Source organism: Bacteroidales bacterium (assembly GCA_023229505.1).
Taxonomy (GTDB): Bacteria; Bacteroidota; Bacteroidia; order Bacteroidales; family JAGOPY01; genus JAGOPY01.
The window spans coordinates 24,915-51,826 of record JALNZD010000015.1; the positions used below are offsets into that span (position 1 = coordinate 24,915).

Sequence of the window (26,912 nt, forward strand, 5' to 3'; positions counted from 1 at the left end):
TCTCTTTCGTTTAATAAACAATAAAATAATAAACCATTAAAATTAGTATTATGAAAACAAAAATCAACCCAAGGTTTGCAGTGTTGCTGTTACTCATAGTTGGAGCAGCAAGCACAAGATTTTTCAGTGTAGCAGGAAACAGTCCGCTCATCAATTTTACACCAATTGGAGCAATGGCATTGTTCGGCGGAGCTTATTTTACCCAAAAATGGAAGTCATTCCTATTTCCATTATTAACTTTATTCATTAGCGATATCATCATTTTATCCATTTTTTATGATGGTAAATTCGGAATAATGTACAATGGATGGTATTTCGTTTACGGTGCTTTTGCTTTGATGGTATTCTTTGGAAAATGGCTTCTGAAAAAAATAAACATCAAAAATTTACTTATTGCTGGTATTACAGCTTCTTTAACACATTGGGTTATTTCTGATTTTGGGGTATGGCTTGGCGGAGGTCTGGATATCACCACAGGATTGCCCTATACACGTGACATATACGGCTTATTGAAATGTTATTATCTGGCATTACCCTTTTTGAAAAACTTTTTCTTAGGAACAGCTTTTTACAGCACTATCATGTTCGGCCTATTCGAATTCGCACAAAGACGCTTTCCCGTATTATCCGTAAAACAAATATAATAATAATGATATATCTGATAACAGGTGGCGAACGTTCAGGCAAAAGCACTTATGCTGAAAAACTTGCTCTTGAGCTAAGTGAACATCCGGTTTATGTTGCAACTGCAAGAAAATGGGATGGCAATTTTGAAAAACGTATTCAGAAACATCAATCGGAACGTGGCGAACAATGGAATAATATTGAGGAAGAAAAATTTATCAGCAAACTTGATTTGAAAAACAAAGTTGTTGTTATAGATTGCGTTACCCTGTGGCTTACCAATTTTTTTGCCGATACAAAATATGATATTGAAACATCATTGACACAGACAAAAGCAGAGTTTGATAAAATAAAATCCATTAACGGGACTTTTATATTCGTTACCAATGAAATAGGTATGGGTGTTCATGCCGGAACTGAAATAGGACGAAAGTTTGTTGAATTACAGGGTTGGATGAATCAATACATCGCAAAAAATGTCGATAAAGTAATCCTAATGGTATCGGGTATTCCAGTAATAATAAAAAACGCTATATGAATAAACCTAAAGCCATATTTTGCTGGAGCGGTGGTAAAGATTCTGCTTATTGTCTGCATAAAGTATTATCAGAGCGTTCGTACGAGGTGTGCTACCTTCTTACTACCATTAACGATAAATACAAACGTATTTCAATGCACGGTGTAAGAGAAGAACTGCTTGAAAAACAAGCCAAGGCAATTGGAATAGAATTGCTGAAAGTTACAGTATCGGAAGGAACAAACAACGAATACGAGAAGCAAATGGAAATAATTTTGCTCAAAGCCAGAGCAGAAGGTATCAGGCATGTAATATATGGAGATATTTTTCTTGAAGATTTAAGAGTGTACCGTGAAAAAAATATGGAAAAAGTTCAAATGCAGGGGATTTTCCCATTATGGAAATTGGATACAAAATGGCTTATAAATGATTTTCTTGCAAAAGGATTCAAGACGGTTACCTGTTGTATTAACGATGAGTACCTTAATGAAGAATGGGTAGGCAGAGAAATTAATACAGCTTTTGTTAATCAATTACCTGTTGCTGTTGACCCCTGTGGAGAGAATGGTGAGTTTCACACGTTTTGTTATGAAGGCCCATTGTTCAAAAAGAAAATCCTGTTCAGCACAGGAGAAAAAGTATACAAACCCATAGAGGTGAAAACAGACCATATTTGCGCTTCATCATCAAACACGAAAGGATTTTGGTTTTGCGATTTAATTCCGGTATAAAAAATATGCTCTGTTCATGGAATGGTGGTAAAGACAGTTGTTATGCAATGATGCAGGCAATGCAACTTGGATATCAGCCCAAAGTGTTATTGAATATGCTGAATGAAAACGGGAAAGTATCACGTTCTCATGGTTTGCCTTTAGAAATATTGAAACAACAAGCAGGGCAATTGAGATTGCCGTTGGTTACTATCCCGACATCGTGGAATGATTATGAAAGGAATTTTATTGAAATACTTGGAAAGCTTAAAGAATCTTATAAACTTGATTACGCTGTATTCGGAGATATTGATTTGCAGCCGCATCGTGATTGGGAAGAAAAAGTTAGCGAAGCATCAAACATCAAAGCCTTATTGCCACTTTGGAAAAGAAACAGAAAAGAACTCGTGTTAGAAATGCTCGATTCCAAAATAGAATGCATGATTGTTTCCTGTAACACAACAATGGGAGAAAAATATTTAGGCAAAACGCTTACAAAGAAATTGACAGACGAACTGGAGTTAAAAGGAATTGACCCATGTGGCGAAAATGGGGAGTTTCATACATTAGTATTGAACTGCCCGCTTTTTAACAGAAGAATATAATTGCCTGCTTATGAAATCCAAACATATAATGATTACTGTTTTATTAACTGGAAAATTTAGTTACTATGGCCCAATTAAAAATTGAACCTGTAAACCGTTTCATTCAGGCGCAATTGCTGGAAAAAATTAACTTAAAAACCAAACCGACAGGCGCATTAGGCCGCCTTGAAGAAATTGCTTTGCAAATTGGAATGATTCAGGGAACATTATCACCTGAGTTAAAAAATCCCTATATTATTGTTTTTGCAGGGGATCATGGTGTGGTGGAAGAAAATGTTAGTGCATATCCGCAGGAAGTTACATTTCAGATGGTTTATAATTTTCTGCGCGGTGGAGCTGCCATCAATGTTTTCTGCAAGCAAAACGGAATAAAAATTAAAGTGGTGGATGCAGGTGTAAAGCACAAGTTTGAATCACATCCTGATTTAATTACTTTGAAAGTTAAGGAAGGAACTAACAACTTCACTAAGGGGCCGGCTATGAGTATTGAACATGTTCACGAGTGCCTTGAAAATGGCGCCAGGATAGCAGACGAAATTCACCATACAGGATGTAACATTATTGGTTTTGGCGAAATGGGAATTGGCAATACCACTTCAGCTTCGGCATTAATGCACATTTTTACAGGAATTGATTTACAAGAATGTGTAGGGAAAGGAACAGGAATAAACGTTGATAGTATCAGGCATAAAACGGATATTATTCGCAAAGCGATAACAAATAATGGAAACCTTGATACCCCCTTAAAAAAGCTGGCTACATTCGGTGGTTTTGAAATGGCCCAAATGACAGGAGCAATATTAAAAGCTGCTGAATTGAAAATGATAATAATGGTAGATGGATTTATTGCGAGTACTGCTTTTCTTGCGGCCACTCACATTGACGCTAATATTTCTGATTATGCTATTTTTTGTCATCAAAGCGAAGAAAAAGGGCATAAAATGATGCTGAAATATATGAATGCCAAACCATTGATTAGCTTAAACATGCGTTTGGGCGAAGGAACTGGTTGTGCAGTAGCATATCCAGTTATTCAATCGGCAGTGGCATTTTTAAATGAAATGGCAAGTTTTGAAAGTGCAGGGGTAAGTAACAAAGAAGCCGTTTCGGTAAATGCTTAAAAATGAATTTAAAATATTTTTCACTGCCGTGATGTTTTACACGCGCACTCCCTGCCCAAAGTGGGTAGAGCATTCGCCCGTTTATTTAAACAAAGCATCACGATATTTCCCTCTCATTGGTTCGATTACCGGAACCGCATTTTTTATTTCATTATATCTTTCTCTCTTAATTTTCCCTATTGAAATTGCAGTTTTAATAAGTATGATAAGCGGAATACTTTTAACAGGGGCATTTCACGAAGACGGTTTTGCTGATGTATGCGACGGCTTTGGTGGCGGATGGAAAAAACAAAGAATCCTTGAAATAATGAAAGACAGTCGTATCGGGGCATACGGAGTAATCGGACTGGCTTTATTGTTTCTTTTAAAATTTTACACACTTAAATACATAACCGTTCCAAACCTCAATAATTCAATCACACTACTTTTAATTTTCGTTTCGGCCCATTCATTAAGTCGTTTAGCAGCCATTTCAATTGTGTTTACTCATCAATACGTCCGTGAAGATGAAGAAAGCAAAGCAAAACCCGTGGTTCGAAATTATTCATGGAAAGAAGTTATCAGCTCATTTTTTTTCGGATTGTTACCACTCATTTGCTTAGCATTCTATCAACATCAAATCATTTATACTTTAATTCCCGTGATCTCTGCAAGATTTCTATTATCAAGCTATTTTAAAAAATGGATTGGCGGATATACAGGAGATTGTTTAGGAGCAACACAACAAGTTTGTGAAGTCGTATTTTATTTAACTGTTATCGCAATATGGAAGTTTATTTAATTCGACATACCGAAACCATTGCGGACAAAGGCGTTTGCTACGGTCAATCAAATGTGCCTTTGAAAGAACCATTTCTTGAAGAATTCGATGGAATTGTTGAGCAAATAAAAGTTGAACATCCCATAATTTACTCCAGCCCTTTAAGTCGGTGTACGACCCTTGCAAATTATTTTCATTTTCATAATAAAAGCCAACAAGCAATAATATATGACGACCGGTTAAAAGAACTAAACTTCGGGCAATGGGAGCTGTCAAAGTGGGATAAAATTGAACCTAAGCCACTCAATAAATGGATGAATGATTATGTAAATCACTCCGTTCCTGGAGGGGAATCATTTACTCAACTTTATCTGCGAGTAAATGATTTTATTAAAGCTATATTATTAAAAGAACATGGGGAAAGACCGGCAATTATTATCACACATGCCGGAGTAATCCGCTGTTTTTTGTGTCGAAAACAAAATATTCCCTTGAAAGATGCTTTTAGCTTACATATCAATTACGGCAGTATCTCTAAAATCAATATCGATAAATAAAACAAAAACATTTTTCATAATGCTATAACCAATTAATAAACTAATTCATTAACATTTAAAACTTAAGATTATGACATCATCATCAGAAACAGAACATGCTAAAAATGTTACAACATATGAAGAACTAATCTCAGTATGAATCCCCTCGCATAAGGGTAAGCACATTTGCTGTTCACACAAAAACAAAATAAATTTGTGCTCTGTGGGTAGGTTGGTGCGGATTGAAACGATGATTAAAATAGTGCTGAAAGATAGATTTGACGGGGGATTTAAAAGAACGCCCAGTTGCTAACACGGTATATAAAACATTTGGCGGGAAGTGCTATATTTGAGGTCGGTACATTTAATAAACATTGTCGCGGTTTGATAGTGCAACGCCTTGAATGCCAAACGTTTCATATACCCAACCGATATAGATAAGCCAATCCTTAAGTTGTGCAATAAACATTTGGAAAATGTTCTTCTTTTTTTTCCCTTGCAGCTTATTTGCACCATATTTTTCCAATCTGACTTTTGCTTCTTCTTCAGAAAGGCCGTGCGATGGATCAACATGAATTTCTTTAAGGACTTCTTCTATTGATTTTGAAAACCACATTGTTCGAAGTTAAATATTTAACAAACCGCAAGCGACTTTTTGGGCATTTTAGGCAGACACGGGGTGATTGATCAGAGAAGTGATAAAAAGAACACTAAAAACAGCAACAGAATTTCATAAATAAACGGGTTGCATTTGTCATCAGTGCATAACTATGCTTAACCATAGCCAAATCTGGTTTTATCCGCATCCGAAAATTACTTTTTGAACTTTTAAGATGAATCAGCTTGCCGGACTTTCAGTCTGATTGACCAGATAATTCTCCATGCCCATCTGCTCAATCTGTGCACGTTGTATTTCTGCCCAATCGACGTGGCCTTCTTCCATTATAAGTATTTTGGTCAGCAGGTCTACAGTACCTTGATCATCGACCTCACGGGCGAGTTTGATTGCGTCATTATAAGTGCGTACAGCATCAAATTCATCGTCAATGTCGTTACTGATCATTTCTGCAACAGTTTTGCCAATCTTTATAGTATTAAGTTTGGATACCGTTGGCGCACCATCGAAAAAAATGATTCGCTCGATAAGCCACTCGGCATGGTGCATTTCATCCATTGCCTGGCTTCTGATAGCTATATGAAGTTTACTGTAGCCCCAGTTTTCGCACATTTCAGAATGGACCATGTACTGGTTTATTGCCGTGAGTTCATCTGCCAGAAGTGAATTCAAGACTGCAAGTAATTTTTTATTCCCTTTCATAATTGTTCTTTTTTAATTTAAATTTATTAATGAATTTAAAGTGAGCTAAGTTAAGTACCTGGAAGAGGATAAGTGTTACATAACTTTTAAAAAGAGTTACATCATTCACACATTTTCAAGTGTGAAGCATCTTCTCATTATTTCAGGCTTTATTCTTATTTCCTAATCCGTATACTGTTCTGTAATGATAGCCATAGATTGTATATTCTATAGCATCACCTATTAATGCCGGTCGCATAAAAAGAGTCCATATCATCAATTTCCAATAATCACTCCGGCCCTTATTAATTACCCCGATAATAAAAATTGATTTTAGGCAAGCTTTAAGTGTGGTAAAATTGATCCTTACCGGTTTTGTATTGTGGGGTTTATAATTGAGTAATAATCTCCGTATCCTTTTATAATAGGGTTTTGTGGTATAGATATCGCGAATTATTCTTTTATATCCTGCAATCAGTTCGTGATAATTCATCCGGGGAATAAAATTCATGGATAAATCAGTATTATTGCCTGACGATTCGCTTATTAACCTGTCTTCAGCCTCCATGCGATGATAAAGTTGTGTGTTCTTAGGAGCATTTAACAATCCTACCATGGCCGAAACAATTCCACTTTGCTGTATAAAATCGATCTGCTTTTGAAAAACGGATGGCGAATCGCTGTCGAAACCTACAATAAACCCGCCTGAAACAAGCAAACCGGCACGTTGTATCTTCCTTATGCTGTGCAGCAGGTCCCGGTTTTTGTTCTGAACCTTGTTGCACTCCTGAAGCGAATTTTCTTCAGGGGTTTCAATCCCAATAAATACGGCTTTAAATCCTGTTTCAGCCATCAGTTTTAAAAGTTCATCATCATCGGCCAGATTAATGGAAGCCTCGGTTGTGAATGTAAAAGGATGTTTGCGTTCCTGCATCCACTCTTTCATGGCGGGAAGTAAATCGTGCTTAATGGCAATTATATTTCCAATAAAATTATCGTCTACAATAAATACATTTCCACGCCAACGCAGTTCATATAATGTTTCGAGTTCGTTCAGAATTTGTTTTGTCGATTTCATCCTGACCTTATGGCCGAACAGAGAAGTTATTTCACAGAATTCACAGGAAAACGGACATCCCCGTGAAACCTGGATATTCATAAAGGCATAATTTTTCCTTGATAATAATCGGAAATCGGGTACAGGAGTTGACGTAATATCAGGAAATCCGGTGGTTTTGTAAATTCTTTCCGGATGACCATCTTGCAGATCATTCAGAAAAAGGGGTAATGTTATTTCAGCCTCATTCAGAATAAGGTGATCAATTTGGGGATAGTTTTGGTATTCCTGGGTAAACAAGGGACCACCTGCAACTATTTTCACACCCTGCTTCACACATTCGACAATAACAGAGTCAACCGATTCTTTCTGGATATACATGGCGCTGATAAATACATAATCGGCCCATTGAATATCCTTTGTTTTCAGCGGGGTAACATTCATATCCACCAGCTTTTTCTGCCATGTTGAAGGCAGCATTGCCGATACGGTTATTAAACCAAGAGGCGGTACTGCAGCTTTCTTTGAAATAAAGCGCAATGCATGCTTGAAACTCCAGAAGGAATCAGGGTAATGCGGATATATTAATAATACATTCATGGTTATTTTTTTTATCCCAATTACCAGAATTGGTTATTGTTAAGAATACATATATAGCAATAGACAGTTTGCTATTTTTTATAGGACCGCCATAAAACGACTCCGCCAATCCCCATTACGGCAATGCCAATCAGTGGCGACCAATTGAGGTAATGCGGTTTGTTTCTGGTGATTTCAATTTTTCCGATATCAACTACTTTCTCTTTGGTGAAAAAAGTGAAAGCTGTGAAAATGGTTAATCCTAAACCAAGAAGGATAATGAAGATACCTGCTGTTTTCATCTGCTTTATTTTACATGTAAAATATCGTTGAAAAAATAATATAAGGTTGTAGTAAAAGTATTACACAATTATTGATAAAAGTTACATCATTCAAAGATCATCGTTGCCAAAGAATCAGATTGGTTTCAAGTGGAACTGAAACACCTGGAAAGTTTGGTATTACCCGAGGAGTATAATCTGTTGCAGGACGTGTTGCAGGAATCGTTTTCCGATAGACATGCAGTCCAATTGTCTCTGTCTGCTGTTCTATATGCTTCAATTCCTGCCGGACAGGAACTCCACCATCCATTCCATCGGCGTAAAGTTCTACCCGCACCGCCTTAGGGTCGAGTTCATTAAAAAAGATCTGAACCTCAAATACGTGCTGCCCGCCGCGAGTTTCAACCTTCACTTCGCCGAAGTGCAGCGCGGCCCAATTCTGTTCCAGATTATGCTGCCAATCGACTATCTGCCCACCCACTGCGCCTTTATCAGCAGCACGTTCGCTGTAGGCTAACGCTAACGGGAGGTAGTGTTGCCCGGTGTATTCACGCACCGTGCGGTCGGCGGAGAAGCGCGGTGTCAATCGCGCCATGCTTTCATGCATCCGCTTGACCCATGCGGTGGGAATGCCACTATCGTCCCGTGTATAAAACTCCGGGATCACCTCCCGTTCGAGCATGTCATAAAGCGCTTCGGCTTCGGCAGCATCCCAGGCAGGGTCGTCGCCATGTTCCTGGCCATCACCTATAGCCCATCCCACTTCTGGCGTGTATGCTTCTGCCCACCAACCGTCCAATTCCGAGAGATTGATACCTCCATTGACGAGCACCTTCATGCCGCTCGTTCCACTAGCCTCCCAGGGTCGCCGGGGCGTGTTGATCCAAACGTCCACCCCCTGCACCAGGTGTTCCGTTAATAACATGTCGTAGTCGCTCAGGAAGATAATGTGGGGTCGGGTCTCTGGCTGGCGGATGAAATTTATCCATTCATGGATCAAGGCCTGTCCCGCCAGGTCCCCCGGATGGGCCTTACCGGCGATGATGAGTTGCACCGGGTGCTCAGGATTAGTCAAAAGGCGTAGCAAGCGCCCCGGATCATGCAGCAACAGGTTCGGTCTCTTATAGGTCGCGAAACGGCGCGCGAAGCCCAGTGTCAATGCGTTGGGATCAAATATATGTTTTGCCTCTTCAATCGCCTGGGACGTTGCGCCGGAGGCATCCAATTGCCGGGACAATCGCTCGCGTGCATATTCAACCAGAGATTTGCTGGCGGCAATGCGAAAATGCCAAAGGTTGGCGTCAGAGACATGGCGAATGTCCTGCTCCAGAGTTTTCGTCATCCCCAGCCATCGGCCTTTGCCGCAAGCTTTAGTCCAGATCTCGTCTGCTTCTTTGGAATCCCATGTCGGCATGTGCACCCCGTTGGTTATATATCCAACAGGCACCTCGTTTGCCGGCCATTTTGGAAATAGTGGTTCAAAGATGTTACGGCTGACTTCTCCATGGAGACGACTTACACCGTTTACTGCCCCGCTTCCACGGATCGCCAGATAAGCCATATTGAACTTCTCGGATTCGTTTCCGGGATCATTACGGCCTAAGGCTAACAATTGGTGATGTGTAATACCAAGTTTCTGCTCAGCGTACTCACCGAGGTATTGCTCGATAAGCGCCGGTGAGAAACAATCGAAACCTGCCGCTACTGCTGTGTGAGTGGTGAAAAGATTACCTGCTCTTGTAACAGCCAGGGCAACATCAAAAGGCTGACCTGTCTCCTGCATGAAATTCCTGGCCCGTTCCAATATAACAAAAGCCGCATGACCCTCATTGAGATGGCATACCTGAGGCTGAATATCAAGAGCATTAAGTAACCGCCATCCGCCAATGCCAAGCACCAATTCCTGTTTAAGCCGAAGCTCGGGTCCACCACCGTATAATTCACTTGTTATTCCACGATGAGCAGGGAAATTTGCCGCATCATTACTATCCAGCAGATAAAGTTTTATTCTGCCGACCTGAACTTGCCAGGTACGCAGCCATACAGAGTAACCAGGCAGGGCAATCTTTAAACGCAACCATTCTCCATTAGGTTGGCGCAAAGGAGTGATCGGTAATTGTCCGGGGTCGTTATATGGAAAAAGCGCCTGTTGCATCCCATTCTTGTCGATCTCCTGGCGAAAGTAGCCCTGCTGATAAAGAAGCCCAATTCCGACAACGGGTACACCCAAATCACTTGCGGTTTTAAGTTGATCTCCGGCAACATTACCCAGTCCACCTGAATAAATGGGAAGAGCTTCACTCAGCATGAATTCCATGCTAAAATATGCTATACATATAAGGGGAGACTGCGGATAATTTTGTTGAAACCATGCAGGCACTGTGTTTGCATTCTTCCTGGACTTCACAAGGAAATCAATCTTCTTCCGGAAAATCGGATCATTCATCACAGATTGGAACTGATCGCGGGAAACTGTTTGTAAGACTACCCATGGGTTCTGTGTAAGATCCCAAAGTGCAGGATCAAGCATCCGCCATATTTCATCGGCTGAATGATCCCATGACCATCTCACGTCAAGCGCAAGCTCTGCAAGAGAATCGACACCCTCAAGTTCCGCTGGCAGGAAACTGTAAACAGGTTTTCTTATGTCTGTTTTTTCTTTCACGATCTTTAAAAACAAGTTACATAAGAAGTAGGTTATCTGAATTCTTATACTTTTCCATGGTTAATCTTGCCATCAGGTAACTTACCGTAGATTCTGCTCCCTGATTGAGGTTCACGTGAGTTTCCTCCAGCCCGTCGTAACAACCTCCTGTACATGGGTTATAAATAATTTGATGCAAGCGGTTGTTCCCTAAAAACCAGTTAAATGCCGTTTCCATTTTCAGCCGGCAGCCTTTGTCCATAAATTCATCGTAAAATTTACTTAATGTCATTATGGTATAGGCAACATCAATGGGTTGTTCGCCAAAATGCCCTGCTTCCTGTCCCTTTTGCAGCCATTTTTTGTTGGAAATTACTTCTATCCCGTTTTCATTAAAAGTTTGCGACAATAGAAAATTAAGCGATGATATGGCGATTTCTTTATAAATTTTTTCTCTGGTCAACAACCAGGCATATAACATGGCCTCAGGCAATGTGCTGTTGGCATAGGTAAGATAACCCTCAAACCATTCCCATTTTTCGTTCGATTCGTGCTTATACATCTGAACCAAACGATTGGCGAATGTTCTTATTAGGACGAGATTTTCAGGAGACTTTGTGGAGCTATAGTAGTAATATAACCCTTTTATAGAGAAAGCCATTGCCCGTGTAGAATGCACCGTGCCTATATGATGCAGGGATTTTTCAATGATTGTTTCGGCCTCAGATATGATTTCCCCGGGTAAGAGGCTTGATAATGATACTAAATATCCTAAAGCCCAGACGGCTCTTCCATTTGAATCTTCCAAATTGACAGCTTTGTTTTGATCGGTAAATTTGTTATCCTTATCTACATAATTTAAAAAGTTACCTGCTGGTTGCTGACAAAGTTTTATAAAGCTGAGATATTTTTTTATGTTATAAACACTCTTCTTATCGCCTGTCAGTTCAAAGTACATGCACGAGGCTACCAGGGCTCTGGCATTATCATCCAGGGTATAACCTGTTTTGATATCGGGTTGATTGATTTTTGAAAACTGAATGATACCGGTATGGGTCGTCATCTGTTTCAGGTGGTTCAGGTTGATGGTCGGGAGATTATATCGTATTGTAATTTTATCGCCGGCAATTTTTCCGAACAACATAGCATGCGCAATGGCAGAATTTTCCCAGGCTGTGGAGACTATTTTCTGCAAGGTATTTGTACTGATATTCCTTCGTAATTTATCATTGTTGAGTAGCCGGATGACGCCATCGGCTAATTGTTGTGAATTGCGAAAATCAAAAATAATTCCTGTATCCTTAGTCAACACCTCCCTTGCATGTGGTATAGGTGTAGAAATGATGGGACAGGCACAACTCATGGCATAAACAAAAGTGCCGCTTACAGCCTGGTTAGGATCGTTGGTGGTAAACAGGTAAATATCGGTAAGCTGCAAATATTCGAGCAAATCGGGCAATGGCAAATAGTTATTAATAAATATCACATGATCGTGAAGTGCATACTCTTTTACTTTTTGCTCGAGCATTTCCCGGTATTTTTCTCCGTCCGTTTTCACAACTTCGGGATGGGTTTTGCCTATTACCAGAAATACTACATCAGGGCTGGTTTTTACAATGGCTGGCAATGCTTCTAATGTAGTTTCAATACCCTTTCCCGAACTTAGCAGGCCAAAAGTTGTAAGAACTTTCCGATCTTTTAGTCCATACTTCAGCTTCAAAGATTTCTTACTTAAACGGGGAACTAAGTGGGTGCCGTGAGCTATCACTGATATTTTTTGCTGTGGCACAGCATAATCGTTCGTTAAAATATCGGCCGAGGTATGGGTCATTACCACGATTGACTCGCAGGCAGCCGCAATACTCTTTAATTTTGATTTTAACTGTTCATCAGGATGAGGCAGTACAGTATGAAAAACAATAACAACCGGCTTTGAAAGTTCATATAAAAATTGCAGAAATGCTTGTTCCTGCACTTTAAAAAAGCCAAACTCGTGCTGGATCAACACGAGTTTGATACGATTGTCCTGATTAATAGATTGAGCTAATTTCTGATACCCCGGAGCAAGAGAAGTGTCAAGAATATAATTTACTTCATCAGGGTAATTATAACTTGCATCTCCGGATTCCAATGCACAAACTTTTATTGATAATGAATTGCTGAATTTATTATTAAGCACCATTATCAAATCCTGGGAATAGGTTGCTATGCCGCATACCCTTGGTGGATATGAGGTAATAAACAAGATTTCAGCCAGGTCATTTTTCATCTTTCGCAGTATAAGTTAACAATTCGGCCAATAATGCGGATAAACTCACGGAGGCACAGGCAATATATGAATCCGCTGCTCCATAATAAATAAATAAGGTATTTCCAAACAATGCAGTGCCGGTAGGAAAAACCACATTATTCACATCGCCATTTATTTCCCATTGGTATTTAGGTGAGAACAAAGCATAAGGCAACCGGGCTATTTCTTTTACAGGATTATTTAAATCCAGTAAGGCTGCGCAGGCAGAATATACAAGCCCTCTATCAGTTTCTTCCGCTCCATGGTAAATCAATAGCCAACCGTGTTCTGTTTCAATTGGAGGGCAGCCACTGCCAATGTAGCTTGACTCGTGCGCATAAACAGGGTCGAGGACGATATGTTCCTGCAGGTTAAGAAAATAATTTTCCCAAAATTCTTTCGTGAGTTCCTTTAAGCTATTTACAGAAACAAGTTGAATGCCAGGTCTGATACGGTGAAGAAACACCAATTTATCCTTAATTTTTCGGGGAAAGAAAATTAAATCCTTATCCCACAACATAATTTTTTTATCAGGATCTGCTTTCTGGTAGTAGAACTTATGATTACGGTAATAATTTTCATTTACTTTACCGTCAGATTCAGCACGGAATACAAATTGTGCATACGTGATGGGAGGAACAATGATTCCCTGCTTTTTAAAATTCATAAAATCTTTTGAAGTAGCTAAAGCCCCACGGGCATTTGTCCCATCGTACCCGGTATAGGTCATATAAAACAGGTCATCAATCTTTACAATGCGGGGATCTTCAACACCATGTGATTCATATTCGAATTCAGGTACCATGAAAGGCTTATCCCACCGTTCAGCAACTGTCAATGGGCCATCCAGCCTGCAATAGCCAATACTCGAATGATTTCCTTTTCGCACAGCCCGGTAAAAAAGATGAACGCTGTCGCCTTCACGCATTGCTGCTGGATTTAGCACACCTTCGTTTTCAAATGCGAAATGGGTTTTCTTTAGTATAATGCCTTCTTTTTTAACCACTATCATGAAGGTTTATTTTTTATCCGCCTCAGGCGGATCGGTTTAATTTTTAATAATGGGGGCATGGTGTCGCCTAATAAAAATCCCCAGGGTTTTAAAGATTCGATATGGTCGAAAATGAGTTTTACAATGGCAAGGAGCGGTATGGAAAGAAACATACCGGGTATGCCCCATAAAGCATTCCCGGCAAGTACCACTATTATTGAGAAAAGTGCATTGATTTTTACTTTTGAGGCAACTATTTTGGGTACGATATAGTTATTGTCGATTAGTTGGATGAGATAATAAAATGCCAGAACGTATAAGGCATACCAGGGTGTCGATTTAGTGGCCAAAGCAATCATCATGGGCAATGCTACTGCCACGATTCCTCCGATGTATGGAATGACGTTGAGCAATGCGCCTATAATGCCAAGCAGGACAGCATATTCAATTCCAAGTATCAAAAGAGCAGTGGAATTCAGTGTTGCCATAATGACAAATTCGATAACCAGTCCTATAAGATAGCGTTGAATAACAGTTTTGGTCTGGGTCACAATTTCGCTCACCTGACTTTTGTTGCTTTTGTCAAAAAGCCTGCGAATAAACTCAAGTAGGAGGGGTTCGTAAAATAATATCAAAAAGATGTAAACAGGAACCAAAAACAATACTACTATCCCGCTGCCGACTATGACGAGTGTTTGTCCGATTGAATGGCTGATATAATTGATAAGTTCACCTTTTGTTTTTGTAATCCAGTCATTGATAACTTGTGGCTTTATATCGAAATAACCGGAAGCCCAGGTGATGGTTTGGTTGAGTATCCCGGTAAATTTATCGACCAGTATCGGCCATGTTTCGCCGAACCGGCTTGCCTGCGAAACTAAAAGACCGCCAAACGCGCCAATGACTAATATAGTAAGGAATAAAGTAATTACAATAGCTACTATCCTTCTTATTCTTAACCGTACAAAAAAATCTACGACCGGGTGAAGTAAGATGGCAAGAATGGTTGCGAAAAGGAGTGGAACAATAATGCCCCTTGCGATGTACAACATCATAAACAAGGCATATATTCCGATTAAAAAAAGAATTGCCTTTGCGTAAAATGGTAATTTCAATTCTTTAACTATATTCACAAATATTATTTATTTTAAAGGTGTTCGTGAAGATATACGTTCACAGCTTTTTAGAATTCATTTCCTTCTTGCGGAAAATATGTTTAAAGGCAAACTGACCGATTGACATAATAGCGTCAGGGTGCTGAGCTACAAGGTTTGTAACTCCAAACTGCAAAACAGAGCCTAAAATCTTTCTAAATATACCGCCTGATGCACCAACAATAATTTTCCTTGATAGATAACCGGTAGCTAAACCTACGGTAGCGCCTACAATGTTTTCAATCAAATAGGGCGATGAAGCAATATCTTTCAAGGTGCTATTGAGAAGTTTAACAGGCTTATAGCTCTCGTAGGTAAGGTAAAATTGTTCTTTCAATTGCTGCCCTTTAATAGCTTGCTCAGCTTCTAATAATTGAATTGCATTTTTAAGTTCGGCGATTGAAGTTATGTTTTTCATGTGATTTTAATTAAGCACCTGCTTAATGATATAATTGCAGACAAGATTTTTAAGCCTTTTATGAAAAAAGAAATGTAAAACAATCCCCGTAATCCCATAAAAAGCAGCTACCACAAAGAATCCGTAACAGGTTTTGCCAAGGATTTCGCCAAGCCATAAAGCTAATCCCAGATTGAAAAAAAGCAAGAATGACGCAATCAGGACAAAGACAACAGAATGAGGTATAAATGAGGAAGCAATATCCGATGTTTTGTCCAGGGCTTTGAGTTTTTCTAACTCATAGCTTGTTTTGCCGTATTCAACAACTCTTTCCAGCAGTGATTCAATCAACTTCGTACTGTCATCCATGGCTTCGGTTTTAGAAAATTGCATAACCATCAGGGCATTTAGTTTCTTGCCTACTGTTAGGTGCCGTTTGCAATGGTTAAAAGGAGCACAGTTTCTTCCCTGGTTGTCAGGCTGTACTTAATGTTTTCATAAAGTGTCAGCAATTGACCTTTGTTAAGCGTTACAGATTCTTTTCGGGTATGAAACTTTAGTTTTCCCTCAATTATTTGAAAGGTTACTGATTCATTTGACTGAAAAGATTTAATTTCTGTTCCTTCATGCAATGCGGTAAGTACAATCTGCTTATCGGGACTTTTCAAAAGAATCATTGCATTAAGTTCCCCTTTTACCCATGTATGATTATTTTTCATCTTATCAATCAAGGCTGGCAAATCAAAAGTTCGCAATGACGTATTAAGAGACCTGTTATCCTCAGAAAGGGGAGGTTTGGATTTCAACCTTTCTTTTTCCATGTTAATATTTTTATCCGGAAACTTCTTCATCCTTTACCTCTTCAAATTTTGCGGAGTTGCTGTCAAGAAATTCATTGAATTTTTCTTTTAATGAATCCGCAAAGTCCTCTCCCTTTTTAGAAATTTTTTTTCTGGTATCCGAACCTTTTCCGGGGGCAAATAAAATCCCTAAGAATGCACCGGCAGCGACGCCAGCCAATACGCCCAATAATACTTTTCCAGAGCTCATAATTTTATTTTTTAAATGATTGTTAATAGCCCGCTTCCTGCGGGACAATCGTGAGTATATTATTACCATAACAAAGGTATGCCTCACCATTCCGGGAAACGTTACATAATTCCGGGAATAAATTACATCATTCACACATTCTATAAAGCGCTATGCTTTTTGTGCTTAAGATTTTTGAAATGAGATGGGGTAAGCCCTGTAATTTTCTTAAATTGGTTTGACAGATGGGCCACACTGCTGTAATTAAGTTTATAGGCAATTTCGGAAAGAAGAAGGTCATCATACACTAATAGTTCTTTTACCTTTTCTATTTTGTGGGTCAGGTAAAATTTTTCAATGGTAGTCCCTTTAACTTCGGAAAAAAGATTGGCAAGATATGCGTAATTGTGATTGAGTTTTTCGCTCAGGTAATCGGAAAGGTTTATTTTGCCTGGATCATCAGAATAATGGACCAGTTCAATAATAATCGCTTTTATTTTCTCAACCAGTACGCTTTTTTTATCATCCATCAATTCCAGCCCAGTCTTGTTAAGGGCAACTCTCAGGCGGTCCAGTTGCTCTGTTGAAATGTCTTCTCTGACTATAGCTTCGCCCAATTCAACTATAGTATAATGCAATCCAAGCTTTTCCAGTTCGGATTTAACTACCATTTTGCACCGGATGCAAACCATATTTTTGATGTAGATTTTCATCAATTTAATATATACCTCAGCATGCCTTATACAAAATTATAGCATTTTTGCATCGAAGTCAAGTTCATTTTTTTGAAAATATTTACACACCGACATCAACAATCTTACACCTGCAGAAGCACTGATGAAGCTGCATACTATCAGAAAACAGCCTGAAGGAACAGAGAAATGAAAAATCGTCCATGAAGAACAGGCTTTCCTGGTGGCAATGTTTATCACACATGCGCTTATGGAATTTATATTAGCTGCAGAACCAACTGTGATATTTCGGGCTCACTTTTCACTTAAAATCATCGTATCGGATTAATCAATAACTTTAATGGCTTAAATCTTACCTATGACTATCCAGGAGTATTTACACAAAATCAACGATCGTTATAAACTTGGAATAGCCACTGAGCACACCTACCGGGGAGATCTTCAATCGCTGCTGGAAACCCTGGCGCCGGGGATCAATGTGACCAATGAACCATCCCGGATTGAATGCGGAGCCCCGGATTATATTTTATCAAAAGGAAAAATACCTGTCGGTTACATTGAGGCCAAAGATGTCGGTAAGCCACTAGACAGCAAAGAGTACAAGGAGCAGTTTGATCGGTACAAGAAATCCCTGGAAAACCTGATTATAACTGACTACCTGGATTTTCAACTGTTTGTTGAAGGCCAGCCGGGACCTGCAGTGAGGATTGCGGATATCGAAAGGGGTAGGATCGTTCCAAGGCCGGAAAAGTATTCAGAGTTCGAAGGGCTGATTAAAAACTTCAGCATGTTCACCGGCCAGACGATTAAGTCGCCGGCAAAACTATCCATGATGATGGCGGCCAAGGCAAAACTCCTGGCCAGTGTCATTGAAAATGCAATCACGAAAGACGTTCAGCAGTCAGGTAATTTATTCCAGGATGCCGCTAATAAGACCCTTCGAGACCAACTTGAGGCCTTCAGGCAAATCCTGATCCATGATATCACTGAAAAGGATTTTGCAGATATCTATGCTCAAACAATTGCTTACGGAATGTTTGCCGCCCGGCTGCATGATCCTTCGCTGGTGGACTTCTCCCGCCAGGAAGCAGCAGAACTGATTCCTCAGTCCAATCCGTTCCTGAGAAAACTTTTTCAGTACATCGCTGGATATGATCTGGATGACCGCATCCGTTGGATCGTAGATGATCTGGCTGATATCTTCAGGGCAACGGATGTAGCCGTTTTGCTGAAAGATTTTGGCAAGGCCACCCAGCAACATGATCCAATAATCCATTTCTATGAAACATTCCTGTCGGAATACAACCCGGCACTTCGGAAAAGCCGGGGCGTATGGTACACGCCGGAACCGGTTGTGAATTTTATAGTCCGGGCAGTCGATGATATCCTGAAGGACGAATTTGGTTTACCTCAGGGATTGGCAGATACTTCAAAGATTAAAGTAAAAACCCCTATCCAGGGAAAGATGGTTGAACAGGAAGTTCACAGGGTGCAGGTGCTCGATCCCGCATGTGGAACCGGAACATTCCTTGCTGAAGTCGTCCGGCAGATACACAAAAAGTTTGAGGGTCAGGAAGGAATCTGGAACCAGTACATAGAGGATCATCTTTTGCCCCGGTTGAACGGCTTTGAGATCCTGATGGCCTCTTATGCCATGGCTCACCTGAAACTGGAATTATTGCTTCAGGAAACCGGCTACCGTCCAACACGACCGCAACGATTGAAAGTTTACCTGACCAATTCGCTTGAAGAACATCATCAGGATACCGGAACCCTTTTTGTTTCATGGCTTTCGCAGGAGGCTGACGAAGCAAACCAGGTAAAAAGGGATACACCAGTTATGGTAGTTTTAGGAAATCCACCATATTCAGTTAGTAGCAGCAATAAAGGTGAATGGATACAAAACCTTATTGCTGACTTCAAAAAAGACTTGAGGGAGAAGAAAATAAACCTTGACGATGACTATATTAAATTTACACGCTACGGTGAGTATTTCATAGAGAAAAACGGTGAAGGTATTTTAGCTTTTATTTCAAACAACAGTTTTATTGATGGCGTAACTCATCGACAAATGCGTAAACATTTGCTTGAAACATTCGATAAAATATTTATACTGAATTTACATGGAAATTCAAATATCAAAGAAACTTGTCCAAATGGAGAAAAAGATGAGAATGTTTTTGATATCCAACAAGGTGTTTCAATAAACCTTTTTGTGAAAAATAATGCAAAAAAGAAGAAAGAATTAGCACAGGTTTTCCATTTTGACCTTTTCGGTACACGTGAAGTAAAATATGATTTTCTGAGTGAAAATACCGTTAAAATTTTTGACTGGAAAGAACTCGATTATAAAGAGCCATATTTCTTTTTTGTGCCGAAAGATTTTACAAAGGAAGATAAGTATTTTAATGGTTTTTGCATATCATCTTTGTTTCAAGAGACTAATTCAGGCATTCAAACTAAAATTGACAGATTAGCTATTCATTTTCGTCAAAATGAATTATTGGCGGTGATAAATGATTTTAAGACCTTATCAGAGATTGAACTTAAAAATAAATATCAGATTATTGATACTTCAGGATGGTCAGTAAAAAAAGCAAAACAAGAAATTTTAAGTGAAAATTACCAACTGACTAAAATTCTTTATAGACCATTCGATATAAGGTATACAATTTTTACAGGAAAATCTGGTGGTTTCATTGGTCGTTCACGAAATTCAACGATGAAACACTTTTTAAAAGAGAATTTGGGTATTATTTTTAAACGTAGCAGACTATTAGGAGGTACATTTTTATGGAGGCATATAGGAATAACAAATTTGATGTCAGATTTGAACTATTTAGCTGACCAATCCTTTGTTTTCCCACTGTACCTCTATCTAGATGGAGAAACAGATGGGCAAAAAAGATTAGAACAAGAAACTGAAAGAACCCCAAACCTTAATCTGAAAATTGTTGATCAAATTGCAGAACAATTAGGATTATCTTTCACTTATGAAAAAGAAACAACTGAGGGGACATTTGCTCCCATAGACCTGCTCGATTATATCTATGCCGTATTGCATAGTCCTACCTACCGAGAAAAATATAAAGAATTCCTAAAAATAGACTTCCCAAGGATACCTTACCCCAAAGACCAAGATACTTTCTGGAAGTTAGTCAAGTTAGGTGGTGAGTTAAGGCAAATACATTTACTGGAAAGCCCGGTAGTAGAACAGTTCATCACATCTTATCCTATCAGTGGAAGCAATGGAGTAGGCAAGGTGAGATATGACCAGGAAAAGGTTTGGATTAACGACAACCAGTATTTCAACCATGTACCTCAAATTGCCTGGGAATTCTACATAGGAGGTTATCAGCCTGCCCAGAAGTGGCTCAAGGATCGGAAAGGCCGGCAACTGTCGTTTGAAGATGTCAGGCACTACCAGAAGATCATTGTAGCTTTGACAGAGACGGACAGGATCATGAAGGAGATTGATAAAATCGATTTTGAATAGTGCATTTTAAATATTCTACAACATGGAAAACATGGAATCAGTTAAATTGACCATCCCCAACGACATCGATTATTTTAACATGGCACAGCTTTTCGTCAGGGAAATGGCGAAAAAGATCGGGTTCAAGGGCGGCGAACTTAACCAGATCGATATTGCAGTTGAGGAATCCGTGACCTACGTCATGAAACATGCCTACGATAAGGAGGAAAGCAAGACTGTCGACATTATTTGCCAGGAGATCGAAGGAGGATTGAAGGTCATAGTCAAGGATATGGGAATTCCTTTTGATCCCAACAAAATAGCCCGTTTCAACATAACAAAAAATATTGCTGACATGGAGACCGAGGGGCTTTGGATCTATATGGTGCAAAAGGTAATGGATGATCTCTCATTCCATAACCTTGGGCACCTGGGAAAGGAGATCCAGATGGTTAAGTATTTACATAAGACTGACCTCCAGGTGGCGTTGAATACAGATGAGAGCCAGGAGATGGAGGACCCCAAAGGTATCACCGAAAAGATAGATTTTATAGTAAGGGCAATGCTGCCGGAAGAAGCCATTGAAGTATCCAGGTGTGCCTATAAATCGCATGGCTATTCATTTTTCGACGATCATATTTATTACCCGGAACGGCTTGTTGAAATGAACAGGAACCTGGAGATGATATCGGCTGTCGCGGTAACCAGGGAGAATGATTTTATGGGTCACGCGGCCCTGTTTTTTCAATATCCGGAAGATACGATCGCCGAATTGACATTTGCCTTTGTCAACATAGAATACCGGGGACAGGGAGCTCTTAACAGGCTAACGGATTTTTTGCTTCATGCGCCTAAAAAGAGGAAACTGACAGGTATTTACGCCTATGCGGTGACAAATCATATCTATACCCAAAAATCCCTTATCAAATATGGTCTGAAAGATTGCGGCATCCTGCTGGCTACCAGTCCTGCATCCTGGAAATTCAAAGGTATTTCAGATGACACATCGCAGCGTATCAGCGTCGTTCTGAGCTTCAGGTATATGGATGAACCTGCTGTGTTAAACCTTTATCCACCCGAACACCACCGGGCAATGATCATTAAATTGTACGAATCTCTCGGGGTAACGCATCATTACCATCAGCCGGAACCACAGGAACTTTCTTACAAGGCTGCTGAATCAGCTATCTTTACCGGAGTGAATGAGCTTGAAAGCTGCGGTGAGATCTTTGTTTTAAGCTATGGCGAAAATATTCTCAGGGAAATAAGGAAAACACTCCGAAGCTTTTGTATCAAACACATCTCGTCCATTAATATGTTCCTGAAGCTTGGCGATCCGCTCACCTTTAACCTGACGGCCGAATTTGAGAAAATGGGATTTTTCTTTGCAGGCGTGCTGCCGGATTCAATGATTGGCGACGCACTGGCGCTTCAGTACCTGAACAATGTAGAGTTTGACTATGATAAGCTGGTGTTGTACCAGGATGTTACGAAAGAGATATTAGCGTACATACGATCGCACGATCCGAATGAGAATAAATGAAAAATCGTTTCCGTTTACTATAAAATTCCACAGTCAGGGTCTTTACCTGCGGGTTTCAAAACCATCTGCAACTATGGAATTTCATATTTGCAGAAAAATGTTCAACTGCAAATATAAATTTTTATCTTTGCAGTAATGCAAACACGCAACAATGGAAATAAATCGTTTCAAAGCAGGAAAATATATCAGGCAGTATGGCTATTCAAGTTTCTCACCGGAACCTGTGAATCACGAATGGCTGGTGAGCGATGCAAACGTAAATCGCCTGCTTAATGATGCCACCCGGAAACTCGGGGAGTTGAATGCGTTTTCTACCCTGATTCCTGATGTGGATTTTTTCATCAGAATGCATATTACCAAAGAAGCCACCAAAAGCAGCAGGATTGAAGGCACTCAAACCAGCATGGAGGAAGCCATTCAGACCGCTGAATATATCAATCCTGAAAAGCGTGACGACTGGCAGGAAGTTCACAACTACATTGAAGCAATGAACGATGCCATAGCACAACTGGAAAATCTTCCGCTAAGTAACCGCTTATTGAAACAAACACACAAAAGATTATTGCAGGGAGTAAGAGGCAAATACAAATTGCCCGGTGAGTTTCGCACTTCGCAAAACTGGATTGGTGGTGCTACACTTACCGATGCCTCTTACATTCCTCCGCACCACAGCGAAGTACCTGACCTGATGAGTGACCTTGAAAAATTTCTGAATAACGATGAATTGCAGGCACCACCGCTCATTCGCATAGGCATTGCACATTATCAGTTTGAAACCATACACCCTTTTCTCGACGGAAATGGAAGGTTAGGCAGGTTACTCATTACACTTTATCTTGTAAGCAATAACATTCTCAGCAAACCCGTATTATATCTTTCCGATTTTTTTGAACGTAACCGCATACATTACTATGATAACCTCACGGTGGTGCGCACTCAAAACAATTTGGTGCAATGGCTCAAGTTCTTTATGGTGGGTGTTTTGGAAACAGCAGAAAACTCCATCCAGACATTTCACGAGATCATCAAACTGAGAAAAGAGGTGGAGGAGAAAAAAATTATCACACTCGGCAAGCGTGTTCCGGTGGCTATGGAATTGATTCGCTATCTATACACCAAACCCATTGTAGATGCACCCGAAGTTGCCAAAGTTTTGGAAGTGAATATTTCTACAGCACATCGTTTAATCCAGGAATTTGAAAAACTCAAAATCCTCAAAGAACAAACCGGGTTTAAGAGAAACCGCATCTTCATTTTTGAACAGTATTTGAATCTTTTTAATAGATAATGGCAAGTATAAAACAAGAAAGCGCAAGCGTTGTGAACTTTGAGAAGTACCCTGAAATAGGTCTTCAGTGGAAAGAACCGGGAATTAGTTTTGAGGTGGTATTTTTCAAACGTAATGTTGATTATAAGTCATCACCACAGTCAGAAGGCAAAACTGTGGAAGAAACTGTGGAAGTGATTCTATCGTTTACACCAGAATAATATGGATCAAACGTTTTTGGTAAATCTTTCTTTATACAAATCGTTATTCCGGGGAAGAGAGGATATATTTGCAATTCGCTGGGAGAAGGATGATAAGTCCAGTTATTCCCCTGCATTTGAATTTGACCCCTATCAATACCGTTTACATAAAATGAAAGGGGGAACCTTCCAGAACTATTCCGATAAAAAGTATCTTTCACTTTCAGATTATCAAATTACCAAACACATTTACGGAGAGCATTTCATAGGTATTTACCCCTTACTTAAAGATAATACATCATGGTTTATTGCAGCTGATTTTGATAAAGACAACTGGATAGAGGAATGTAGGTTGTTTCTTAAGGTTTGCAATGAACAGGGTTTACCAGTATATCTTGAACGATCCCGGTCTGGCAAGGGAGGTCATATCTGGGTGTTTTTTGAAAAGCCTTATCCGGCGATGAAAAGCAGGAAAATCATCATCAACCTGCTGGAAAGAATTGGTGCGTTTTCAACATTTGATAAGAACTCAAGCTTTGACAGGCTCTTCCCCAATCAGGATTTTCTGTCGGGGAAAGGATTTGGTAATCTGATTGCTTTGCCATTGAATAAACTTTCTTTAGATCAGGGAAATAACTGCTTTATCAATCCTGAGACAATAGAGTCATACAAAGATCAATGGGATTATCTGAAAGGCATTCAAAGGGTTTCTGTTTCTAAACTTGATCAACTTTATAACCAATTAACCAATATTACGGATTTAAAGAAAGACAGGATAATTCAGACATCACCGGAAACTGGTAAAGTCAAAATCGTACTTGATCAAACAATTAAAATAGCCCGGAGCGGTCTGCCATTGCCATTGATTAACTTTCTAAGAGAAGAGCTTAATTTCCTGAGTAGTGAATTTCTTATTAAAAAGAATCTTGGAAAAAGCATATGGGGCTCAGAAAGGTATTTCAGATTCATTGAAGAAAAAGATGACTTTGTTATTATTCCCAGAGGAATGGCTGGTCGCTTGTTACGCTTTTGCAGGGATAACAATATTGAATATGATTTTTTTGATGAAAGGAAAAAAGTTGAACCTGCCTCTTTTACAATGGATGTTCAACTTAGAGAACATCAAAAGATTGCTTTAACGGCTGCTGCGAAAAAAGACATGGGGGTTATTGTTGCTCCACCTGGAACGGGAAAAACCATTATTGGACTGAAGATCATTGCCGAAAAACAACAGCCTGCACTAATCATTGTTCACAGGAAACAGTTGGCCGAACAATGGATCGAAAGAATCCAATCGTTTTTAGGTATTCCCAAACATGAAATTGGAAGAATTGGACAAGGAAAGAGCAAAGATGGCCGGAAGATCACAGTAGCCATGATCCAGAGTTTATCAAGAGTGCTTGAAAATTCGGGACCGACTTGTTTAACAAATAAATTTGGGACAATCATCGTTGACGAATGTCATCATATTCCGGCAGAGACCTATAGAAGTATCATTGGGAAATTATCTTCATTTTATCTGTATGGGTTAACCGCAACACCTTTTCGAAAATATAATGACGGGAAGTTGATTTTTATCCATCTCGGGGAAATTATATGTGAAATTAAAGCTCCGGATATTTCAACTTTTAAAACTGCAAAAATCATCATTCGTAATACTGAACTTGATATTCCTTTCAATTCTAAAACGGATAAGTTCGAGACTTTATCCAAGATCCTGATCCATGATTCTGCAAGGAACAAACTAATTTTAAAGGATGTCATTTCAGAATTGAGTTCTGGGAAAAAAGTTGTGATCATTACGGAAAGGAAAGAACATATTGACTCGTTAAACCAGTATCTCAAACAATCTTATGAAACGATTGTCTTTTCTGGTGACGATTCGGAAAGCAGCAGATCAATCAAATGGAAAATACTTAAGAACGGTAATTTTCAAGTATTAATCACGACTGGACAGTTCTTTGGAGAAGGTATTGATATTCAAAATATCGACCGTTTGTTTCTTGTTTATCCATTTTCCTTCCAGGGGAAGCTGGTGCAATATATTGGAAGGGTACAAAGATCAGAGATCGCCCCGGTCATTTATGATTACCGGGATTATAAGATCGACTACCTGAATAAATTGTTTCTGAAAAGAAACACCTATTACAGAAAACTTGAAAAACAGGCTTTATTATTTGATGAACCTGAACCTGGTACTACATCAACTGGAAATACGATTTCAATTGAAGAGCCCATCACCCTTACTTTTGATGATCTTGAATTCAGATATGGTACAATTGCATTCAAGTACTTTGTCCCTAAATTAAATCAGGAACTGGAATTTGAAATTGAAAATGACCAAATCCGGCCGGAGTTCGATGTGTTGAAGCCATTTTTTTCAAAGACCTTGAAGAAAAAAAATGTCATTGTACTTATCCAGGCAGAATTTCAGGGAAAAACATTAATTTCCCAGTTGGCGACTTCTTCTGATCTGGAAAAAATAAACAGGGAGATCATTGAAATTGCAAAATTCAAATTTGTCTCAAGATTCTTTCTGGGCAGTAATTCAAATAAACCCAAGCAGAATCTATTGGATATAAATCAGGTTCAATCTCTGGATGAGGCAAAATCTTCCTTATATGAAACAGGTGAGCAATTGCTCGAGGATCTTCTGAGTAATAAAAAGGTTATCCATTACAGACAACTCAGATATCTGGCGGAAAAGCACGAAAGTTCTATATTGAAGCTTCGTTTTGTGTTAAGCCCGTTTTCTTTTGTTTTTCTGGTTGCCGGTAAAAATCAGAATCACCTCATTCTGGAAACCCTTGATACGGAAGAAGCCACCTATATCTGGCATGTCAGTAAAATATCAAGAATGCTCCCCCAGGAGTTGGCAATAGTTGAACAACATCTGAATACCATTAGGATTAATGGGAGACAGACATTTCTGGAATCCCAACCCGAAAATTTCAGCCGGATATTACACGATTATTCAGATGAAAGAAAGGGATTTATTATTTGGCGGGATTTGCTGGAGGAAAGGCTGATATGAACCGTGATGAAGGAACTCTCTAGCGTTCAAAGAGTGCCAGATGCCGTGAAAAATCCCAAGGACATGGGTATTTTTTTTAACTTTACAGTATTATCTTTCAATTTTTTCA

General features: G+C 39.4%; 25 protein-coding genes. 12 read left to right on the top strand and 13 right to left on the bottom strand.

Annotated features, from left to right (window positions below):
• Window positions 1-50: 50 nt before the first annotated feature.
• From M0Q51_07120 to cobC, 7 genes are all read left to right on the top strand, one after another.
• Window positions 51-644, top strand: coding sequence for a hypothetical protein (locus M0Q51_07120; protein MCK9399754.1), 594 nt, complete (start codon window positions 51-53; stop codon window positions 642-644).
• Window positions 644-1,162, top strand: a complete 519-nt coding sequence (gene cobU / locus M0Q51_07125; protein MCK9399755.1) for a bifunctional adenosylcobinamide kinase/adenosylcobinamide-phosphate guanylyltransferase — start codon at window positions 644-646, stop codon at window positions 1,160-1,162. The genes M0Q51_07120 and cobU overlap by 1 nt, the downstream gene beginning before the upstream one ends.
• A complete protein-coding gene (locus M0Q51_07130) occupies window positions 1,159-1,872 on the top strand; it encodes a diphthine--ammonia ligase (GenBank protein MCK9399756.1) in 714 nt (237 codons plus the stop codon). The genes cobU and M0Q51_07130 overlap by 4 nt, the downstream gene beginning before the upstream one ends.
• Window positions 1,815-2,456 carry a diphthine--ammonia ligase gene (locus M0Q51_07135; GenBank protein ID MCK9399757.1) on the top strand — a complete coding sequence of 214 codons (642 nt, stop codon included), beginning with the start codon at window positions 1,815-1,817 and terminating at the stop codon, window positions 2,454-2,456. The genes M0Q51_07130 and M0Q51_07135 overlap by 58 nt, the downstream gene beginning before the upstream one ends.
• A 65-nt stretch (window positions 2,457-2,521) precedes the next feature.
• Window positions 2,522-3,577: a nicotinate-nucleotide--dimethylbenzimidazole phosphoribosyltransferase gene (cobT, locus tag M0Q51_07140; protein MCK9399758.1), complete on the top strand. Its 1,056-nt coding sequence runs from the start codon at window positions 2,522-2,524 to the stop codon at window positions 3,575-3,577.
• Window positions 3,570-4,358 (top strand): adenosylcobinamide-GDP ribazoletransferase, encoded by a 789-nt coding sequence (locus M0Q51_07145; protein MCK9399759.1) that lies wholly within the window; start codon window positions 3,570-3,572, stop codon window positions 4,356-4,358. The genes cobT and M0Q51_07145 overlap by 8 nt, the downstream gene beginning before the upstream one ends.
• A complete protein-coding gene (gene cobC / locus M0Q51_07150; GenBank protein MCK9399760.1) occupies window positions 4,343-4,894 on the top strand; it encodes an alpha-ribazole phosphatase in 552 nt (183 codons plus the stop codon). The genes M0Q51_07145 and cobC overlap by 16 nt, the downstream gene beginning before the upstream one ends.
• A 343-nt stretch (window positions 4,895-5,237) precedes the next feature.
• Here cobC and M0Q51_07155 read toward each other — a convergent pair whose 3' ends face one another.
• The 13 genes from M0Q51_07155 to M0Q51_07215 form a co-directional block, all read right to left on the bottom strand.
• Entirely contained in the window at window positions 5,238-5,489 is a 252-nt protein-coding gene (locus M0Q51_07155; protein ID MCK9399761.1) for a cation-transporting P-type ATPase, read from the bottom strand.
• A 222-nt stretch (window positions 5,490-5,711) separates the two neighbouring features.
• Window positions 5,712-6,191: a bacterioferritin gene (gene bfr / locus M0Q51_07160; GenBank protein ID MCK9399762.1), complete on the bottom strand. Its 480-nt coding sequence runs from the start codon at window positions 6,189-6,191 to the stop codon at window positions 5,712-5,714.
• 142 nt (window positions 6,192-6,333) lie between these two features.
• The gene (locus M0Q51_07165; GenBank protein MCK9399763.1) at window positions 6,334-7,827 is read right to left on the bottom strand and encodes a B12-binding domain-containing radical SAM protein; all 1,494 of its coding nucleotides are present in this window, start codon (window positions 7,825-7,827) and stop codon (window positions 6,334-6,336) included.
• A 71-nt stretch (window positions 7,828-7,898) separates the two neighbouring features.
• Complete coding sequence (locus M0Q51_07170; protein MCK9399764.1) at window positions 7,899-8,108, bottom strand: hypothetical protein; 210 nt, start codon at window positions 8,106-8,108, stop codon at window positions 7,899-7,901.
• A gap of 97 nt (window positions 8,109-8,205) precedes the next feature.
• Window positions 8,206-10,752 carry an alpha-glucan family phosphorylase gene (glgP, locus tag M0Q51_07175; GenBank protein ID MCK9399765.1) on the bottom strand — a complete coding sequence of 849 codons (2,547 nt, stop codon included), beginning with the start codon at window positions 10,750-10,752 and terminating at the stop codon, window positions 8,206-8,208.
• A gap of 16 nt (window positions 10,753-10,768) precedes the next feature.
• Entirely contained in the window at window positions 10,769-13,000 is a 2,232-nt protein-coding gene (locus M0Q51_07180) for a glycosyltransferase (protein MCK9399766.1), read from the bottom strand.
• Window positions 12,990-14,033 carry a pesticidal protein Cry7Aa gene (locus tag M0Q51_07185; GenBank protein MCK9399767.1) on the bottom strand — a complete coding sequence of 348 codons (1,044 nt, stop codon included), beginning with the start codon at window positions 14,031-14,033 and terminating at the stop codon, window positions 12,990-12,992. The genes M0Q51_07180 and M0Q51_07185 overlap by 11 nt, the downstream gene beginning before the upstream one ends.
• Window positions 14,030-15,145 carry an AI-2E family transporter gene (locus M0Q51_07190; protein MCK9399768.1) on the bottom strand — a complete coding sequence of 372 codons (1,116 nt, stop codon included), beginning with the start codon at window positions 15,143-15,145 and terminating at the stop codon, window positions 14,030-14,032. The genes M0Q51_07185 and M0Q51_07190 overlap by 4 nt, the downstream gene beginning before the upstream one ends.
• A gap of 40 nt (window positions 15,146-15,185) precedes the next feature.
• Window positions 15,186-15,584 (bottom strand): hypothetical protein, encoded by a 399-nt coding sequence (locus M0Q51_07195; protein MCK9399769.1) that lies wholly within the window; start codon window positions 15,582-15,584, stop codon window positions 15,186-15,188.
• Window positions 15,585-15,590: 6 nt separating this feature from the next.
• Complete coding sequence (locus tag M0Q51_07200) at window positions 15,591-15,956, bottom strand: hypothetical protein (GenBank protein ID MCK9399770.1); 366 nt, start codon at window positions 15,954-15,956, stop codon at window positions 15,591-15,593.
• Between the two features lie 32 nt (window positions 15,957-15,988).
• Entirely contained in the window at window positions 15,989-16,414 is a 426-nt protein-coding gene (locus M0Q51_07205; GenBank protein ID MCK9399771.1) for a hypothetical protein, read from the bottom strand.
• Window positions 16,395-16,661, bottom strand: coding sequence for a YtxH domain-containing protein (locus M0Q51_07210; GenBank protein ID MCK9399772.1), 267 nt, complete (start codon window positions 16,659-16,661; stop codon window positions 16,395-16,397). Before M0Q51_07210 ends, M0Q51_07205 begins: the two co-directional genes overlap by 20 nt.
• A 92-nt stretch (window positions 16,662-16,753) precedes the next feature.
• Complete coding sequence (locus M0Q51_07215; protein ID MCK9399773.1) at window positions 16,754-17,305, bottom strand: AraC family transcriptional regulator; 552 nt, start codon at window positions 17,303-17,305, stop codon at window positions 16,754-16,756.
• A gap of 337 nt (window positions 17,306-17,642) precedes the next feature.
• Between M0Q51_07215 and M0Q51_07220 the strand changes: the two genes are divergently transcribed.
• The 5 genes from M0Q51_07220 (at window position 17,643) to M0Q51_07240 (ending at window position 26,803) form a co-directional block, all read left to right on the top strand.
• A complete protein-coding gene (locus tag M0Q51_07220) occupies window positions 17,643-20,780 on the top strand; it encodes an N-6 DNA methylase (GenBank protein MCK9399774.1) in 3,138 nt (1,045 codons plus the stop codon).
• A 22-nt stretch (window positions 20,781-20,802) separates the two neighbouring features.
• Entirely contained in the window at window positions 20,803-22,302 is a 1,500-nt protein-coding gene (locus tag M0Q51_07225) for an ATP-binding protein (GenBank protein ID MCK9399775.1), read from the top strand.
• Window positions 22,303-22,459: 157 nt separating this feature from the next.
• Complete coding sequence (locus tag M0Q51_07230) at window positions 22,460-23,590, top strand: Fic family protein (GenBank protein ID MCK9399776.1); 1,131 nt, start codon at window positions 22,460-22,462, stop codon at window positions 23,588-23,590.
• A complete protein-coding gene (locus M0Q51_07235; GenBank protein MCK9399777.1) occupies window positions 23,590-23,790 on the top strand; it encodes a hypothetical protein in 201 nt (66 codons plus the stop codon). The genes M0Q51_07230 and M0Q51_07235 overlap by 1 nt, the downstream gene beginning before the upstream one ends.
• 1 nt (window position 23,791) lies before the next feature.
• Complete coding sequence (locus M0Q51_07240; protein MCK9399778.1) at window positions 23,792-26,803, top strand: DEAD/DEAH box helicase; 3,012 nt, start codon at window positions 23,792-23,794, stop codon at window positions 26,801-26,803.
• Window positions 26,804-26,912 lie beyond the last annotated feature (109 nt).

Excerpts from the sequence above, each read along its gene's own strand:
- cobT (MCK9399758.1), top strand. The coding sequence starts at position 2,522 with ATGGCCCAATTAAAAATTGAACCTGTAAACCGTTTCATTCAGGCGCAA.
- M0Q51_07200 (MCK9399770.1), bottom strand. The coding sequence starts at position 15,956 with ATGCAATTTTCTAAAACCGAAGCCATGGATGACAGTACGAAGTTGATT.
- M0Q51_07195 (MCK9399769.1), bottom strand. The coding sequence starts at position 15,584 with ATGAAAAACATAACTTCAATCGCCGAACTTAAAAATGCAATTCAATTA.
- cobC (MCK9399760.1), top strand. The coding sequence starts at position 4,343 with ATGGAAGTTTATTTAATTCGACATACCGAAACCATTGCGGACAAAGGC.
- M0Q51_07165 (MCK9399763.1), bottom strand. The coding sequence starts at position 7,827 with ATGAATGTATTATTAATATATCCGCATTACCCTGATTCCTTCTGGAGT.
- M0Q51_07215 (MCK9399773.1), bottom strand. The coding sequence starts at position 17,305 with ATGAAAATCTACATCAAAAATATGGTTTGCATCCGGTGCAAAATGGTA.
- M0Q51_07225 (MCK9399775.1), top strand. The coding sequence starts at position 20,803 with ATGGAAAACATGGAATCAGTTAAATTGACCATCCCCAACGACATCGAT.
- bfr (MCK9399762.1), bottom strand. The coding sequence starts at position 6,191 with ATGAAAGGGAATAAAAAATTACTTGCAGTCTTGAATTCACTTCTGGCA.
- M0Q51_07120 (MCK9399754.1), top strand. The coding sequence starts at position 51 with ATGAAAACAAAAATCAACCCAAGGTTTGCAGTGTTGCTGTTACTCATA.
- M0Q51_07155 (MCK9399761.1), bottom strand. The coding sequence starts at position 5,489 with ATGTGGTTTTCAAAATCAATAGAAGAAGTCCTTAAAGAAATTCATGTT.
- M0Q51_07235 (MCK9399777.1), top strand. The coding sequence starts at position 23,590 with ATGGCAAGTATAAAACAAGAAAGCGCAAGCGTTGTGAACTTTGAGAAG.
- M0Q51_07180 (MCK9399766.1), bottom strand. The coding sequence starts at position 13,000 with ATGAAAAATGACCTGGCTGAAATCTTGTTTATTACCTCATATCCACCA.
- M0Q51_07240 (MCK9399778.1), top strand. The coding sequence starts at position 23,792 with ATGGATCAAACGTTTTTGGTAAATCTTTCTTTATACAAATCGTTATTC.
- M0Q51_07205 (MCK9399771.1), bottom strand. The coding sequence starts at position 16,414 with ATGAAGAAGTTTCCGGATAAAAATATTAACATGGAAAAAGAAAGGTTG.
- M0Q51_07145 (MCK9399759.1), top strand. The coding sequence starts at position 3,570 with ATGCTTAAAAATGAATTTAAAATATTTTTCACTGCCGTGATGTTTTAC.
- M0Q51_07130 (MCK9399756.1), top strand. The coding sequence starts at position 1,159 with ATGAATAAACCTAAAGCCATATTTTGCTGGAGCGGTGGTAAAGATTCT.
- M0Q51_07185 (MCK9399767.1), bottom strand. The coding sequence starts at position 14,033 with ATGATAGTGGTTAAAAAAGAAGGCATTATACTAAAGAAAACCCATTTC.
- M0Q51_07220 (MCK9399774.1), top strand. The coding sequence starts at position 17,643 with ATGACTATCCAGGAGTATTTACACAAAATCAACGATCGTTATAAACTT.
- M0Q51_07170 (MCK9399764.1), bottom strand. The coding sequence starts at position 8,108 with ATGAAAACAGCAGGTATCTTCATTATCCTTCTTGGTTTAGGATTAACC.